A 16,767-nucleotide genomic window follows, 5' to 3' on the forward strand; every position below is an offset into this window, starting at 1 on the left:
TTCAGGCCTGATAGACTCCGAAGCATATCTGATGAAAAAGCATATCTCAGGCCCAGTCTCCCACGAGATGGCTGAGATGATTGGTCATCAACGTTGCGGTCAGCGGACCATTGCCCGACACGATCGCGTCCAGGATGGGCTGGTGTTCCTCAGCCGACCGCACCAATCCCCCGCGCTCCGATAGCGCCTTCAAACCATATTGCCTTGACTGGTCCCGAAGATTTTCGACGATGGAAACAAGCTGCTCGTTCTGAAGCAGTTGCAACAGGCCCAAATGGAACTGCCGGTCCATGTCGAGATAGCCGACAATGTCACCTTCCTTGGCGTGTCTGACCATGGTCGTGGCAATCTCTGAAAACTCCTGAAATCGCTGAGCGACGATGTCTTTCACCGTGCTGAGCTTGACCATGGACGGTATCTCCAGGAGCATCCTGAGTTCATAAATATTACGCCGTTCCTTGTCGCTGAGCGGAACGACCCTGAAGCCACGATTCTTCACCGTCTCCATCAGGCCTTGATTGACCAGTGTCAGCATGGCCTCACGGACCGGGCTGTTCGATACGCCCAGTTCTGCGGCCAGCGCCGCAGCGGAATAGATCTGACCTGGCGCAAGGTCGCCCGATACCAGTCTCAGTTTCAGGACCTGGAGCGCCTGGTCCCGCAAATTCATTTGCTGAAGAATATTTTCCACGGACTGTCACAATGGGTTATCGGTTACATATTATATATGCCGTTCTTGCTGGTGATGCAAGTTTGGTGGCGCAACCTGCGTGCACGCGGTAGAACGGCCGGGGTCCGACTGTAAGCTCTGAAAATGATTTCTAGGCTGGTTGATTTGACGCCGGGCCGCCCCAGTCTTCGATCAACTGATGAATATGATGCCTCATCAGATCCGCCGCTTTGTCACCGTCGCCCGCGAGAATGGCTTCGAGTATTTTCTCGTGCTCGCTGGCCGAACGGGAAAGAACGGCGTGGGCGGTAACGCCACCCACGCCATACTGTCGCACCTGGTCGCGAAGCGTTTCGATGGTCGACACCAGATAGGGATTGTTGAGTATCCCGAGAAGCTGGAGATGAAACGCCTTGTCGACTTTCAAATAGGTGACAATGTCATTGTTCTCTGCACTCTGGCGGAGTTCAGCGAGCTTCGCACGCAGCTCATACTCCACTTTGCGCACCTGGTCCGGCATACCTGCAAGCGTGTGGATGCTCGGAATTTCCAGCAGGAGCCGAACCTTATAAATATCTTCCAGCTGCTTGCGCCGAATGGGGATAACCCGAAATCCGCGATTCCGGACGGTTTCCATGAGACCCTGATGGACCAGCGTCAGCATCGCCTCCCGTACCGGGCTGTTGGAAACGCCGAGCTCTGCCGCCATGGCGGCAGCGGAGTAAATCTCACCCGGTGCCAATGCTCCGGAAACCAGTCGCGCTTTGAGGATATCCAATGCCTGCTGCCGCAAATTATGTTGTCGGATCTGAGGTTCCAATGTGAGTCCCGCAATGCTGATTGGTTGCGTATTACATAACACCGGAGCAGCCAAAGGCAAACGCCTCTCGTTTGGATCCGAGGGGGCATGTCGCCGGCATCCTGCAGGTCGGCATGCGTCTCCTTCGTTTCAGCCCGTCCTTTCCCACCATTATAAGCTCAACTGCGCCCAATGAGCCGACGTCTCGTTTGCTGCGCTCAGTTGATAAGCTGGGCGAGATCTGCCGCGAATTGACACCCGACTAAAACGTCGGCGGGGTGCATGCGCTCACGACTTCGCAGACGACCGGCCCAACGCATCGGAAGCGGTGCGGCCTGCGGCTGTCGAAGTAATACGCGTCGCCCGGGCCGAGAATCCGGCGCTCGCCGTCAACAGTCACTTCCAGCTTGCCGCTGAGGATGATCCCGCCTTCTTCGCCATCATGGACGAGAGGAATGGAGCCGGTGTCGGCGCCCGGTTGATATCGTTCGCGCAGAATCTGAAGAGCACGGCCGAATGTCTTTTCTCCGACCTGTCGGTAGGAGATTCGACCCTTGCCGATCTCGATCAATTCGTCTTCCCGGTAAAAGGCCTTTTTCGGAGCGGCTGGCTGCAGGGCGAAGAACTCCGCCATCCCGATCGGTATCCCGTCGAGAATGCGCTTGAGTGCACCGACGGACGGATTGCTGCTGTTCGATTCAATGAGCGAGATCGTCGAGTTGGTCACGCCCACGCGTTTGGCCAACTGTCTTTGCGACAGGCCGTGAAGTTCGCGGACATGCCGAAGTCGTCCGCCCAGATCGTCGATCAATGCAATACCTCCGCCGGCGTGTTGAGAGTGTTGATCATTTCGAAACATATGAACGATGATATCATGTTTTTCAATGGGTTATGGAAACAAAGAAAACGACTTGTTGATGAAGTCCAAACGTGATTTCCATGATCGCGACATTCCGGAGGAAACACCGTGTCACAGGCAATGCCGCGCAACGCGCCGTCTCCACGGTGTTGCAGGATGCTCGTCGCCACGGAAGTCCGGATGTGTTTCATCGCGGGGGCACGTGGACACATGAACATCTCCGTTGCGCAGAAGAAAGTCGATGGCGGCGAATTTGCCATCCTCTGCATCGGTGGATTTCTCCTTTCGATCGCCTATGGCGTGACCTTTCTGATTCCGATGCTGGTGGGGCAGCGCGGCGGAAACGAGGCGATGGCGGGTCTGGTGATCTCGGCCGCCACGCTCAGTACCGTCGTTCTGGTCATCCTGTCCGGCCACATCGCCGACGTCATCGGTTCCCCGCGGGCCGTGGCCGTCTCGGGACTGTTTCTTGCGGCTTCGGGGCTGGGCTTTGCCCTGTTCCCTTCAGCCGGGGCGGGCCTGATGACCGTCGGCCTGATCCTCGGCATCGGCTGGGGCACGTTTTATACGCTCGGACCCATCCTGGTCGCCGCGATCATCGAGCCGGAACACCGGATCAAGTCCTTCGCCCTGCTTTCGGGGTCGATGATGTCGGGCATCGGTGCCGGACCGATCGTCGGCCGTATTGCCACCGGCTTGTCGTTGCCGATCGAAACGGCCTTCGCGCTGGCGTCGTTTTCCAGCCTCATCGGCGGCGCGCTTTATTTCTGGCTCCATGTCCGGCTGACCGGCGCTGGCAAGATTGTGCCGCATGTCAACAAGATCTCGTTCAGTGCCGCGCGCCAGGTCGTCGCTTCGCCTGCAATATATTCCATCGTCATGGTTGGCGTCGGCGGCGCAATCTTCGGTGGGCTGTCCAGCTTTCAGACCAGCTATGCCAAAGCGCACGGGTTCGATTATTCCCTGTTCTTCTTTGGCTTCATGTCGGCTGCGATCTCTGGCCGCCTGTTCCTTGCAAAACATGTCGTCAAGCAGGACCCGTTCCATTCACTTCTGGTCCTGACGAGCCTGACGCTGGCCTCGATCATCCTATTCCTTTTCATGCCGTCCAACCCGCTGGCCTATCTCGGAACCGCGGCGATGCTGGGGGTGGGGTACGGGCTGACCTATTCCGTGATCAACGGCCTCGCTGCCAACGAGGCGCCGGCAGGCCTCATGCCGCAGTCGCTGCTGTTGTTCGCACTGGCCTATTTCATCGGGGTGTTCGGCTTTCCGTTGATCGCCGGCAAACTGATCGTTTCATCTGGTATCCAGACCATGCTCCATGCGCTGTTGTCGCTTGCTGTCGTCAATTCAGCGATCGTCCTGTTTCGCGTCGCCCGCCGTGCCGGCGCAAGGCCTGAAACAAAGCGTGCGTCGTGCTCCGTTTCCAACAATCGTCTGCATAAGGGAACTCCGAAATGAACATCACGACGTCTCCAAACGATATCAGCCATGTCGTCACAGCCGACCGCGAACATGTCTGGCACCACCTGACCCAGCATAAGCCGTTCGAAACGGGCGACCCGCGCGTGTTCGTCGAAGGCAAGGGCATGCGGCTATGGGATGCGACCGGCCGGGAATTCCTCGATGGTCTCTCGGGCGGCGTTTGGACGGTCAATGTCGGTTACGGCCGCGAGAGCATTGCCGACGCCGTGCGCGATCAACTGGTCAAGCTCAATTACTATGCCGGTGCGGCCGGCTCCATTCCGGGCGCCCTGTTTGCCAAGCGGCTGAGCGAGAAGATGCCGGGGCTGACGCGCGTCTATTACTCCAATTCCGGTTCGGAGGCCAATGAGAAGGTCTTCAAGATGGTCCGCCAGATTTCCGAACGTCATCATGGCGGCCGGAAATACAAAATCCTCTATCGCGATCGCGACTATCACGGCACGACGCTCGGCTGCCTCGCAGCTGGCGGACAGATGCAGCGCAGGCTGCAATACGGCCCGTTGCCGGAAGGCTTCGTCGAAGTGCCGCACTGCCTGGAATATCGCAGCCAGTGGGGCGAGGTCGAGAACTATGGCGAGCGTGCCGCGGATGCCATTGAGGACGTCATCCTGCGCGAAGGCCCCGATACGGTCGGCGCGATTTGTTTGGAGCCGGTCACCGCTGGCGGCGGCGTTATCACTCCGCCGCGCGGTTACTGGGAGCGGGTGCAGGACATCTGCCGCAAATACGATATTTTTCTGCACATCGATGAAGTCGTCTGCGGCGTCGGCCGCACCGGCAAATGGTTCGGCTACCAGCAATACGGCATCGAGCCGGATTTCGTCACCATGGCCAAGGGCGTCGCGTCCGGTTATGCCGCGATTTCCTGCACCGTGACGACCGAGCGGGTGTTCGACATGTTCAAGGACGATCCCGCCGATCCCCTGTCCTATTTCCGTGACATTTCGACTTTCGGCGGCTGCGTCGCCGGACCGGCGGCCGCGCTTGAGAACATGCGCATCATCGAGGACGAGAACCTGCTCGACAACACCGTGCGCATGGGCGAACGCCTGCTCGGCAACCTGCGTGCGCTGCAGGAACGCCATGCCGCCATCGGCGATGTGCGCGGCGCCGGTCTCTTCTGCGGCACCGAACTGGTCGCCGACCGCAAGACCAAAGAGCCGGCCGATGAGAAGAAGGTCCAGGCCGTTGTCGCGGACTGCCTGGCGCAGGGCGTCATCATCGGCGCGACCAACCGTTCGATTCCCGGGCTTAACAATACGCTTTGCCTGAGCCCGGCACTGATCGCCTCCGAGAGCGATATCGATACGCTGACCCATGCGATCGACAATGCGCTGACCAAGGTGTTCGGTTGATTAAGCCTGCCGGTTGTCACACCGTCAGGAGGCTCTCGCTACTCGGCCCGTGTTCCAACTTGGTCGCGAGGTCTCTGTTTGTCCTGCATGCTGCCGGTTTGACGCTTGCGACAGACCGGCTTGCCACCGGGATACGTCGTATCCCACAGTATGATGGGGATGATCCGCACCCCACCTGCTCCATGCCGAGCGCTGGATAGGAATATCCCGGCCGGCAGCCCATGACGTCAACATAAAAGCGGAGGACATCGTCCATATCGTTGACCAGGAAGACGACATGATCAATGCCAATTGGGCTGAAAGGAGCTGCCATCTTCACGCCGCGGGTCGTTGACATCGATTTCGTTCGGACTGTGAGCAAAAATCAAAGCTCCGATCAAACACGGCCGGCACTGCGTCACGGATATGCATCCCCCCAACAGAGTCATGGCTTTGCAGCGCAAGGCGGCGCCGGCAAGTCTCCATCGAAAGGGACGCTCCCGAAACCCTGTTAACGGGAAATCCAAACGGCTCAGTCGGAATGTTCGCCGATCTAGCTGCCGTTGCGGAGGTTTTCGATCCGCACGGACGACGTTGCGATTTCGTCGAACTTCACCCGGCATGGCTGACCGAGCGGCGCCTGAGCGAGCAACCCCATGCTGAAGGCGTCGTCAGCGGAGCCGAGTGCGAAGATTCGCACCATCTTCCAGAAACGCCCATCAAGTGACCAATGGAAGGCAACCAGATTGTCATCCTTGTGGATGCGCAGGTAGACCGAGTCGGTCCCCGGTTCCTCCGAATTACAATCATCGGACGTGTCCCGCGTAACGACGGACACGATGGTGGGTCATTGAGCGCGGACAGCTCATAAACCAACTTGGCCCATTGCCCAGACGCGGTGCGGGGATGAGCGCGGCGCGCCGACAGATTGCGGCGCGCTAGGTCGCTCAATGGAAAATGAAATCTGCGTTAGTTAACTGTGAGGCGCTTGTGATGCCTTCAATCGTTACTCTGTGTCCACCTGCCCAAGCGATTACCGCCTCACCATTTGATATCGTCAGATGGTTTGCCTTCAAATCGGCTATATCGGTGATTGCGTCAACTGCCGTCAAATCGATAACATCGTGCCCGGAGTCATTGCCGCTCACGAAATCTGTAATCGTAGATTTTTCAGTGTGTTGATTGAAGATAAAAGTATCTGAACCATTGCCACCCTCAAGTTCATTCTCTCCCGATCCCCCGATCAATATATCGGAACCGCTACCGCCAACAAGGAGGTCGTCCTCGCCACCACCGCGCAAAGTATCAGCACCAGATTGACCATAGAGGTCGTCTTCCCAGCTGCCGCCAGCAATTTGATCATTCCCATCGCCACCCTTAGCCGTAGTCCAGCCGTCAGCACCTTTAAAGACATCGTCTCCATCTCTTAGGTCTACGGTCATCATCGTGTACGACTCATCGCTAAAATCAACAGGTTTCGAACTTCCATCCCTCTGCCAGTAAGTTTCCTGATACGTATCGAACATCACGCCATCATGAGAAGCCAGGATTAAATGGATCATGTCCAGATATGTGAACATGTCGTTAGAGGTGTCGAGGTCAACTACAGCATTGGTCTCGTAGGCCACGCCGAGATTTATTTGAGAATAAGCTATGTTAGAAACAGTGGTCGAAAAATGTCTCGCAATACTATCCAAGTCGTCGCCAGCCGCAATACGGTAACTCATTTTATACCCCCTATGATTATGAGCCTGCAACCGTTACCAAGGCGAAGCCTTCATTGCAACATCCGAACAGGCAAGCAGCAAGAGTGTTGCACTACGTTGTAGCGCCCCTCAAAGAGATCGCCTAACGCTTGCGACATATCGCTGTCGTTATTGCCAAACAACTCACCCGATGTCCTTGTTGCCAAATCAGGTATCATAGCCGAATTTAGTGACACAGTAGAACTAGAAGCGTGCGGTAAAGGTTGCCTTGATCGTTCGACCTGGTGCGGGGATATCGAGGGCCGATTCCGATCGCGTGTCAAAAATGTTGGTGACGGCTAATCCCCAATCGAGTGCGCGATTTTTGGAGGTCCATCTCAGTGCGGCGTCCATGGTCGTATAGCGTTTCAGCTTGATCGATATTGGAGCTCCGTTATCGTCAAGCTGCTGCAAACCAACGCGTTGACCAATGAAGTTCTGGGCTATCGATGCCGTGATGCGTGACGGGTGCACGTATTTCAGTCCGACTTGCGCTTCATAATTTGGCACGAGGGGGACTTCCAAGCCGTCGAAGCCTGGGGTCAGGTCGCGGCTTCTATTCAGCGTCAAGGAACCGAATGCGCCAATCCCATTGCCGATCCAGTAATTGCTGGAAAAGTTCAACCGATCGATCTCACCATCCGATACGGGAAAGAAAATCGTTGAATCTTCAATAGAAAGCGACAGGCCATTGAACTTGACGTGCTGGTAGTCAACAGCAGTGAACAACCGCTCGTTCCATTCCGCATCCCAGCGCACAGCCGTCGTCTGCGTTTGCCCTCCCGCGAAGACTGGGAGGTCCATCGGTGCGAGCCCGACTGTCGATATGGGGGACAAAGTATAGTTCGTTGGAAACTGGGTGTCTTGGCGATAGTATGCGCGCAGCGACTGGCCATCTTGCGGTGACCATGCGACACCAAAGCGTGTATCGAGCGGTCCCCACTCTCCTCCTTGCCGGTCGATGTTGACCAAATAGCCTCCCGCCTCGAGCCTCAGGGCGCGAGACAGGTCGTAGGTGGCATCGAGATAGGTACGGGTTGCGAAACTGTTGCTCGTGAATGGGCCGGCGCTTTCTATCAAACCCGTATCGAACCAATACGATACGTGCGACGTCGAGCCATGAAGTTGGGCCGCTTCCGCCCCGTAACGCAACGTGAGCGGTCCGATGCCAAGGATCTGGTTCAACCCAAGGGTGAGAGATTGGTTGGAAAGGTGCTGGTCGACGAAGCGTGTCCCGCTCTTGCTGCTTTGAATGAACTGTTCCTGTACATCTGTGTTGTCGAGCACAGCAAGCATTTGGACGACATTGCGATCACCTAGAGTATGGCTCCAGGCGCCGCCAATTGTGTTATAGTCCGCCCTGGTATTGTCCAGGGGGCTGGGGTTCGATAGCTGCCCCGGAAAACCTTCATCAGTGCTATATTTGTTGCCAAAAACCACGAGATTGTCAGCCAGCGTCGGTCGTATGCCGACACGAAACAATCCGTTGTCGATATCATTGTAATCGTTGTCACGCAGCCCTTTTGGCCGTTCGGTTTCACCCCGAATGTAATAACTGAGCGGCAAGCCCGTATAACTGGTCCCCTGAAGCTCGATTGTGCCGCCGAGACCCGGCCCTGTACCTCGGTCGAGTACATTCCCGGTGAAAGCGGTTTCAAAAAAGCTTCGGGTTTCGAGTGATACCCTTTTCTGTTCTGCAGCTACCGAGAGCGGGTTCATCAAGGCGGCTTGGAGATAGGATGTTTCCGTCGATTGGCCTGTGGGAAATCGTTCCAAACCGGATGGTGGCAGGCTTATGAAAGGCGTCAGCCGACCAGCGTCCGCTTCATCGAAATAAGTCGATGACTGAAAGGGATCATAGGCGCGATCGGCGTAATATTGACCCCATTCGTTCAGGCCGAGGTTCGCCAGCGTCAGCCCTAGAAAAGAGGAGGCGTCTCGGTTGGGGTCATATCCCGAGTGGTAGCCGCCGCTTAGTTGCTGGCGCCGCAGGGCTTCTCGCGCGTCTGCAATTGCCTTGTCAGCCTCGAACTGATCGAGATCGATACTCGAACGGATGAGCGGAATCGAAGCATTGCTCGGATCGAAACGATCAGCATTGTCGAGCGCCTGCGTTGTCTCGTCGGTTGCGCCTTGCTGGTAGCTGGCTATTGCAAGACCGATGAGAGCGTCTCCATATGTCGGGTTCTGTGCCGAGGCTTCGAGAAGCGCCTTTTCCCCTTCTGCGGATTTGCCTATATGCAAAAGATAGCGTCCCTTTGCTGCGAGCACGGCATAGGAATGCGCATCGAGCGCTTCGGCCGCGTCGATTTCGTGCCTCGCCGCCTGCATCTGATCATTGTCCATCAGAAAACGCGCATAGTTTGCATGCAGCGCTGCATTTTCGGGGTTGAGGGCAATGGCACGCTTATAGGCGGCCTTAGCCTCCACGATGGCATTCCGATCGTCCTGCACCAAACCGATCTCATTCCAGACATCGTCAGCACCGGGGGCCACTGCCGCTGCATGTTGCAGATCGGCAAGCGCACCGTCCAGATCGCTCGAAATGGTCGCCTTGTATCGGCCCAGAATCAAAAGATAGGTCGGCTCGTCCGGGTCGAGCCGTCTAGCGCGGTCGAGCGCCGCCTTCACCTCGTCGCGGCGGTCAAGCTCCATAGCCAACGCGGCGTGCATCGCCGCAAGTCTCGCATCGTCGGGAAAGCGTTTTTCCGCGGCGACGAGCACTGCGATGGCGTCGGCCTGGCCTTTCAAATGGGCGATGGCCTTGGCCTGGGCGAGTGCGGAGATAACGTCGTCCGCATAGGCGGCCTGGCTTGGCGGCGGGATGGATTTGTCTGGCTCGGCGAGTGAGCGCGCGAACCAGAGACCGTAGGCGGCGACCGCCTTGCGGTCATGCGACAGTGCCGGAAGTGCCGCCGCGAACAGACGCGCGGCCTCGGCATAATGCGTGTCCAGGCCGGCGAGCATGGCTTCAACAAGCTTTGCCCGCGCCTCGTCTCTCGTGGCAAGCGGTCGCTTGAGATGGGCAAGCGCCATGCGCGCATCCGCTCGGCCAGAGAGAAGCAGCGATGTCTCGGCGAGGATGAGCCAGTCATCCGCAGTTCGGTTGCGCGGGGGAACCGCCAATAGGCGCCGGCGTTCGGCGCGCGACCGCGGGCCGTCCATGCCTGTCGCCGGCAGGTCCGAGAACACACCGCGCAATTCGGTGTAGAGCAGCATCTGCTCGCGTTCCCTGAGGTTCACGAGCGTATATTTGCGCGGCGCCTGGCCGAGCGTCGCAGTCGCGCCTTCGCCTTGATGAACGAGGACGGCGCCATGCGAATTCTTCAGTTCGACGGCGCCCTCCAGCACCGTCAGCGTCGTCTGCCCGCCGCTGACCCGCAATGTCCAGTCCGTGCCGCGGATGGCGGCGGCGGCGGCCGGCGTGTCGATCTCCAGGCGGCTTCCCCCGCGCACGGCGCGCGCCCAGACCGATCCTTCCGTCAGGCCGAGCACGCTCTCGTCGACGCTGTCGATCTTTTTTACGATCAGCGTGGTGTTGCGGCCCATGCGAACAAGCGTCTTGTCGGCGAAACGAATGGAGAGATTGCCGCCGGCATTGGTTCGCAGCGTGTCTCCGGCAAGAAGGTTCTGTTCGACATCCACCGGGCGCCAGACGGGCAGATCCACGAACTTCGCTTCCTCGCCGATCTTGTGGGCGACGACCGTTCCTTCGGCCGCCGAAACCCGAGGATATGTTTCGGCCAATCCGCGCGAAGCTGCGAGGCTCAACAGAAGAGCGGTGAAAGCGACCGCTATCCGTCGTGAGGAACGAAACGTCTGTTTATTGGACTTGGAAACCTGGCGCCTCTCCATAGCTTTCCGCCTCAACAAAATAAGCGCGCAAACGCAGGCGGCAAATCCCGCCCATTATCGCCCTTTTCGTTACCGGAATTGATGATCGCCAAACTGAGGTCCCCCGAGACTTAAGGCAGATTAACGAAACTGAACGAGAGTTCAAGTTTGGCAAAACGACAAATCAGGTTTGCCTTTGCAGAATTCGTGCTCTGTGGTTATCTGACGACAGAAGTCGCTTGGTTGAGGTCTTTTGCTGAAGTCTGGTCTTGCAACAGGAAGCCTTTTGGCGAACGGCCGACCCGGTACGGCAGAAAATCGGCTACGTCGCCGGTCACTGCGAGCCGGCCTTACCGCTGTCGTGACATTCATCATCGTCGCATCGATAACCAGCCTTGGTGCGTGGCAGCTTTTCGATTTAAAACTGTTCGACTACATGTCGACCTTGCGGCGCCCGTCACTTTCTTCCGACGGGCCGATCATCGTGGCGATCGATGAACCGTCGATGGCCGATGTGAATTTGCAGTGGCCCTGGCCGCGTGCACTGCACGCCAAGCTTATCCAGCAACTTCGTGCCGCCGGCGCCAAGGCGATCGCTCTCGACATCATTTTCTCCGAACCGTCCAAGCCCGAAAACGACCTGGCTCTGGCCAGGGCTCTCGGCCCGGACATTGTGCTGGCGGGAGACGAAACGCTGATCGTGACGCCTGAGGCCGATCAGCTCATACGGGTCGAGCCGATCGCGGAGTTGACGGAAACGGGGGCAAAACCCGGTATCGCATCGATCGGCCTGGGCCGGGACGGCGTCTTCCGGCGCATACCGACCTATACGGACGGGTTTGCCGTCCGGCTGGGGCAGGCCGCGGGGCTGAGGGTCGGTGCGCCGCTTGGCGACAGGCTGGCACAGGTTTTCGGGCCAGCGCGCACCTTTCCAACGGTGTCCTACTATCAGGCGCTTGATCCCGAGAAGATGTTACCATCAGGGTTTTTCAAGGACCGGGTGGTGATTGTGGGGCTGAGCCTGCAGAATGCGGCAAGCGTGAAAAGCGGCGCCAGCGACGCGTTCGCGACATCCTATACCGTTCATACAGGCAAATTGCTGGCCGGCGTCGAGATCCAGGCGACAATATTCGAAAATCTCCGGCGAAACCTGTCCGTCGTCCATCCGGGCTGGATCGGAGGCTTGCCGCTGCTGTTCGGCGCCTGTGTGTTGGCGGCTGCGGTCTCCGTCGGGTCCCCCGGCTGGCGCACCGTGACGGCCGGGCTGCTCGCCCTGTTTCTGCTGGCTGCGATCAGCGGCGCCGGCTTGTGGTTGACTTATGTCTTCGTCTCGCCGCTTGGTGCAATGGTGGCCTATCTCGCTGTTGCAGCGGCCCAGGCTGCATTCGACTATGCCGAGGAACGTCAGAATCGAAAGCAGATCATTCGGGCATTCTCGCAATATCTTTCCCCGGCACTGGTGAAACGGCTCGCAGATGATCCGTCTCATCTCAAGCTGGGCGGAGAGCGCAGAACGCTGTCGATCCTGTTTTGCGATGTGCGCGGTTTCACCACGATATCCGAACAGCTCAAGGACGATCCGGAGCAGTTGACGGCATTGATCAATCGGCTTCTGACGCCGCTGAGCGACATCGTGCTCAAGGAGGGCACGGTGGATAAATATATCGGTGATTGCCTGATGGCCTTCTGGAATGCGCCGCTCGACGATCCCGACCATGCGATCCACGCGGTTTCGGCCGCGCTCGAAATGCTGGGCGCGATCGATCGGCTGAATGCGGAACTGGCCGGGGAAGCCAGGTCCAGCGGGCGCGAGGCATACACGCTGCGGATCGGGATTGGTATAAACACCGGCGAATGCGTCGTCGGCAATATGGGCTCCGCCCAGCGTTTCGACTATTCCGTGCTCGGCGACAGCGTCAACCTGGCGTCACGACTTGAGGGCGCCTCGAAGAACTATGGAACGCCACTGCTGATCGGAGAACGTACAGCGAAGGCGGTTGCCGACAGATTTGCGGTCGTGGAGCTCGATCGCATCCAGGTCAAAGGCCGGACGGAGTTCTCACCGGTTTACACTGTTGTTCGTGCAATCACGTCCGAGCAACGGATGCGTCACGACATTTTCCTTGCCGCAAAATATTCGAGACGGGCTCTGCCCCATTTCGTCGAGCCCCCACCGCTGGAATTGGCTTCATACTACGATGTTATGCGAAAGGCATCGAAGGGTTAATTGCTTGCATGGCGGCAAACAGCTGGTATTGCTGCGGTTTCATATTATCGAGGCGCGCTGGCGGGGGGGCAGGCTCACGGAATGGCTGAAATCAATAGAAGCCCAGCATTCTGGCGATCATTTCCCATCTTCGAAGAGTTCTCCAACGAGCTGATCGAGGAAGTGGCCGCGCTCGCCAGTTGTCGGCGGTGGCAGCCTGGGACGGTGTTGTTCCAGCGTGGCGACGAAGGCAATTACATGATCCTGCTGACGGCCGGCCGGATCAAGGCTTCGCTGATCACGCCTCAGGGCAGGGAGCTTTCCCTCCGGCACTTCGACGCCGGCAATCTCGTCGGTGAAATGTCGCTGCTCGACGACGAACCGCGCTCGGCTGACGTGACGGTAATGGTTGCCGCAGAAGGTTACGTCATTGCCAAGAGCGACTTTACGGCATTGATGGCGCGCCACCGCGCCGCGGTGGAGGCGGTCATGCGCTTCCTGTGCAAACGCGTGCGAGAGACGACGCGGCAATTGGAAACCATCGCTCTCTATGATCTCGACGCACGTGTCGCCCGCTTTTTTATCGCAACCTTGCATCAGATCCACGGCGACGAATTGCCCGGCCGGGCCAGTCTGCATCTTGGCCTGAGCCAGTCCGACATTGCCAGCGTTCTCGGAGCGTCACGACCAAAGGTCAATCGTTCGATTATTCTCCTGGAGGAGGCTGGAGCAATCCGGCGGAACGGGGATGTGATCGAGTGCAACGTGGTTCGGTTGCTTCAACTGGCCGAGCCAACCGAGACCTGATCGCCTGTTCCATATTCCCGCGATCCCCGATCGCAATCCTGTCAAACCGTCGCGCCAGGGACGAGCGAAAATCCGACGTCGACTGTCTGGGCCGGCGCATCCTCCAAAAGCAGCTCTGCGGCAAGCCGTCCGATGTCCACACGCCGCGTGAGAATGCTGGCGATTGGCTGCGGGGTATGGCGGCAGATGTCGAGAGCGTTGAAGCCGATGATCGCGAGCCGGTCGGGTATGGAAATGCCGGCGGACAGGCAGTGGAAATAGCCGCCAAGCGCCATATCGTCATTGGAGAAATAGACAGCCTCGACGTCGGGCGATCGGCTTAAGACACATGCCAATCCCTCCTTCCCTTCGCTGACCGAGGAGGCAGCATCCCGGATTTCCCGGTCTCTCAGTGCAAGCCCGGCTTGATCGAGCTGTTCAACGAATCCCTGGAAGCGTTTTGCGCTGCGGGTATCGCGCTTCATGTCATGCCCGATATAGGTGATACGGGTGTAGCCTTTTTCGATGAGATAGGCAGCGGTGGCCTTGCCGGCCGATCGTTGGGAGAATCCGACCGCGATGTCGAGCGGTTCTCCGTCGATATCGAGCAATTCCAGAACCCGGCAGCCTGCGGCGCGAAGCATCTTCCGCGTTCCCTCGGTATGCTCCAGGCCGACAAGCATCACCGCTGCCGGCCGCCACGCCAGCATGGCGGCGACCAGGGCCTCTTCCCGCACCGGATCATATTCCGTGACGGCGAACACGGCCTGCCTTTGCCGCATCTCAAGCGCCCGCGTCACGCCGCTCAGGACATCGGCGAAAACAATATTCGAGAGCGAGGGTACGATGATCGCAACCAGGGGCGTGCCCGTCGATGCCAGGGCTCCTGCAATCTTGTTGGGAACATAGCCGAGTTTGTCGACCGCGGCGATGACGCGCGCGCGCGTCTTCTCGGAAAAGGACCCGTGATTGCGCAGCACGCGCGACACCGTGCTTTCGCCCACACCAGCTGCGTTCGCAACCTCGGCCAATGTGATTGGCGCATTTTTCAGGTCCATTTCGATCCTCAGCCCTGGCCCCCTTCGCGAATTGGTTCTCGGGTGCGTCGCCGTTTCCCCTTGTAAATCAGTAGCTTGGCAAGTGCACGGATGCTGGGAGGCCGCCTTGTCCGAGCATACTAGAAGAATGGTGCCGTTAATCAATGGCAGCGCTGCCAAAAATCGCTTGGCAGCGCTGCCAAAACAAGTTATGAAAATGGCAGCGCTGCCAACATTGCGAGAGACGGAATATCCCCGCCAGCCCTTGGAGCGCCGTAGCACCATTCAGGGATCATCCTATGACAACTCCCCAAGAAAATGCGGCAGCACCCCAGGTGGCGGCGGTGATCGGCCTTGGATCCATGGGCATGGGCATGGCCCTCTCGCTCAGGAAAGCCGGTCTCGATGTGATCGGCGTGGATATTTCCACAGATGCCGTTTCCCGCTTCGTCCAGGCGGGTGGCCGCTCCGCTTCCGGTATCGCCGAGGCCGCGAAGCAGGCTGATATCGTGGTCTCAGTGGTCGTCAACGCGGCGCAGACGGAAGGCGTCCTGTTCGGCGCCGGTGGCATTGCCGATGTCATGCGTGCTGGCTCCGTGTTTATTTCGTCCGCAACGATGGACCCGGCCGTGGCCCGAAAGCTTGCTTCGCAAATCGAGGCAAAGGGCGTTCACTATCTCGACGCCCCCATTTCGGGAGGAGCCGTGCGCGCCGCCAACGGAGAACTGACGATCATGGCGTCGGGAACGAAGGCTGCCGTCAACGTGGCGCGTCCCGCGCTGGATGCCATGGCTGCCAAGGTCTATGAACTCGGCGATGCCGCCGGTGCCGGTGCCGCCTTCAAGATGATCAATCAACTGCTCGCCGGCGTTCATATCGCCGCTGCCTGCGAGGCCATCTCTCTTGCCGCGAAACTTGGGCTCGACCTCGACAAGGTCTATGAGGTGATCACCGCCTCGGCCGGCAATTCATGGATGTTCGAGAACCGCATCCCGCACGTGCTCGCTGGTGACTATACGCCGCTCAGCGCCATCGATATTTTCGTCAAGGATCTCGGCATCATCCAGGACATGGCGCGGACCGAACGCTATCCGGTGCCGGTGAGCGCCGCAGCGCTGCAAATGTATCTTGCCGCCAGCGGCGCGGGGATGGGACACGATGACGATTCCTCGCTTGCCCGTCTTTATGCGCAACTTTCCGGCGCGGCGCTGCCGGAAAAGACGAGGTGAGCCATGCCAGTCTTCGCCGCCAATCTGACGATGATGTTCAACGAATGGTCGTTCCTCGATCGGTTCGACGCTGCAGCCGAGGCCGGGTTTTCTGCTGTCGAATATCTGTTTCCTTACGACTTCAAGCCGGAGGATATCCGCGAACGGCTCACCCGCAACGGCTTGACGCAGGCGCTGTTCAACATGCCGCCGGGTGACTGGGCTGCCGGCGAGCGCGGGATGGCGTCGCTGCCGGGCCGCTTCGATGATGTCGCCGAAGGCGTGACCCGCGCGCTCGTCTATGCCGAGGCCACCGGCGTGAAGAACATCCACCTGATGGCCGGCCTTGCCGACCGCAACGACCCGCAGGCTGAGCTCGATTATCGTCGTGCGGTGGAACATGCCGCCAATCGGCTCGCCGAAAAAGGGCTCAATCTCCTGTTGGAACCCATCAACGGGCGCAACATGCCCGGCTATTTCCTCAATGATTTCCATGCTGCCGCGCGGATGATCGGTGAGTTCGGGCTCGCCAATGTGAGACTTCAGTTCGATATCTATCATTGCCAGATCATTCATGGCGATGTGACGACATGCCTGCGCAGGCTGATGCCGATCACCGGCCACGCGCAGATCGCCAGCGTGCCGTCGCGCCAGGAGCCGGACGGCGAAGAACTGAACTATCCCTTCCTGTTCTCCGAACTCGATCGACTCGGCTACACCGGCCATGTCGGCTGCGAGTACAATCCTCGCGGTCGAACGACGGACGGCTTGGACTGGTTCAAACCTTACAGGCGGGGATGA

14 protein-coding genes are annotated in these 16,767 nt (G+C 58.6%); 6 read left to right on the forward strand and 8 right to left on the reverse strand.

Annotated features, from left to right (window positions below; translation table 11 throughout):
• Nucleotides 1-46 precede the first annotated feature (46 nt).
• From AC1D06_RS01185 to AC1D06_RS01195, 3 genes are all read right to left on the reverse strand, one after another.
• Nucleotides 47-670: a GntR family transcriptional regulator gene (locus AC1D06_RS01185; protein WP_477984369.1), complete on the reverse strand. Its 624-nt coding sequence runs from the start codon at nt 668-670 to the stop codon at nt 47-49.
• A gap of 151 nt (nt 671-821) precedes the next feature.
• Nucleotides 822-1,490: a GntR family transcriptional regulator gene (locus AC1D06_RS01190; protein ID WP_477984371.1), complete on the reverse strand. Its 669-nt coding sequence runs from the start codon at nt 1,488-1,490 to the stop codon at nt 822-824.
• A 241-nt stretch (nt 1,491-1,731) separates the two neighbouring features.
• Nucleotides 1,732-2,328, reverse strand: a complete 597-nt coding sequence (locus AC1D06_RS01195; protein WP_477984373.1) for a cupin domain-containing protein — start codon at nt 2,326-2,328, stop codon at nt 1,732-1,734.
• A 210-nt stretch (nt 2,329-2,538) separates the two neighbouring features.
• Here AC1D06_RS01195 and AC1D06_RS01200 point away from each other — a divergent pair, with 210 nt between their 5' ends.
• Both AC1D06_RS01200 and tpa read left to right on the forward strand, forming a co-directional pair.
• Entirely contained in the window at nt 2,539-3,792 is a 1,254-nt protein-coding gene (locus AC1D06_RS01200) for an MFS transporter (RefSeq protein WP_477984375.1), read from the forward strand.
• Nucleotides 3,789-5,171, forward strand: a complete 1,383-nt coding sequence (gene tpa, locus AC1D06_RS01205; RefSeq protein ID WP_477984377.1) for a hypotaurine--pyruvate aminotransferase Tpa — start codon at nt 3,789-3,791, stop codon at nt 5,169-5,171. Before AC1D06_RS01200 ends, tpa begins: the two co-directional genes overlap by 4 nt.
• A 16-nt stretch (nt 5,172-5,187) precedes the next feature.
• On the opposite strand, the gene AC1D06_RS01210 is transcribed toward tpa, so the two are convergent.
• From AC1D06_RS01210 to AC1D06_RS01225, 4 genes are all read right to left on the reverse strand, one after another.
• Complete coding sequence (locus tag AC1D06_RS01210; protein ID WP_477984379.1) at nt 5,188-5,508, reverse strand: VOC family protein; 321 nt, start codon at nt 5,506-5,508, stop codon at nt 5,188-5,190.
• Nucleotides 5,509-5,703: 195 nt separating this feature from the next.
• A complete protein-coding gene (locus tag AC1D06_RS01215; protein ID WP_477984381.1) occupies nt 5,704-5,988 on the reverse strand; it encodes a DUF1349 domain-containing protein in 285 nt (94 codons plus the stop codon).
• A gap of 109 nt (nt 5,989-6,097) precedes the next feature.
• Entirely contained in the window at nt 6,098-6,877 is a 780-nt protein-coding gene (locus AC1D06_RS01220; RefSeq protein ID WP_477984383.1) for a calcium-binding protein, read from the reverse strand.
• Between the two features lie 222 nt (nt 6,878-7,099).
• Complete coding sequence (locus AC1D06_RS01225) at nt 7,100-10,750, reverse strand: FecR domain-containing protein (protein WP_477984385.1); 3,651 nt, start codon at nt 10,748-10,750, stop codon at nt 7,100-7,102.
• A 265-nt stretch (nt 10,751-11,015) separates the two neighbouring features.
• On the opposite strand from AC1D06_RS01225, the gene AC1D06_RS01230 reads away from it, so the two are divergent.
• Together AC1D06_RS01230 and AC1D06_RS01235 are read left to right on the forward strand one after the other, a co-directional pair.
• Entirely contained in the window at nt 11,016-12,956 is a 1,941-nt protein-coding gene (locus AC1D06_RS01230) for a CHASE2 domain-containing protein (RefSeq protein WP_477984387.1), read from the forward strand.
• A gap of 81 nt (nt 12,957-13,037) precedes the next feature.
• Nucleotides 13,038-13,742, forward strand: coding sequence for a Crp/Fnr family transcriptional regulator (locus AC1D06_RS01235; protein ID WP_477984690.1), 705 nt, complete (start codon nt 13,038-13,040; stop codon nt 13,740-13,742).
• 41 nt (nt 13,743-13,783) lie between these two features.
• Here AC1D06_RS01235 and AC1D06_RS01240 read toward each other — a convergent pair whose 3' ends face one another.
• Nucleotides 13,784-14,779 (reverse strand): LacI family DNA-binding transcriptional regulator, encoded by a 996-nt coding sequence (locus AC1D06_RS01240; protein ID WP_477984692.1) that lies wholly within the window; start codon nt 14,777-14,779, stop codon nt 13,784-13,786.
• Nucleotides 14,780-15,057: 278 nt separating this feature from the next.
• Between AC1D06_RS01240 and ltnD the strand changes: the two genes are divergently transcribed.
• Nucleotides 15,058-15,987 (forward strand): L-threonate dehydrogenase, encoded by a 930-nt coding sequence (gene ltnD, locus AC1D06_RS01245; RefSeq protein WP_477984388.1) that lies wholly within the window; start codon nt 15,058-15,060, stop codon nt 15,985-15,987.
• A gap of 3 nt (nt 15,988-15,990) precedes the next feature.
• Nucleotides 15,991-16,767, forward strand: a complete 777-nt coding sequence (gene otnI / locus AC1D06_RS01250; RefSeq protein WP_477878394.1) for a 2-oxo-tetronate isomerase — start codon at nt 15,991-15,993, stop codon at nt 16,765-16,767.

Source organism: Rhizobium sp. P2_G2, assembly GCF_056403555.1.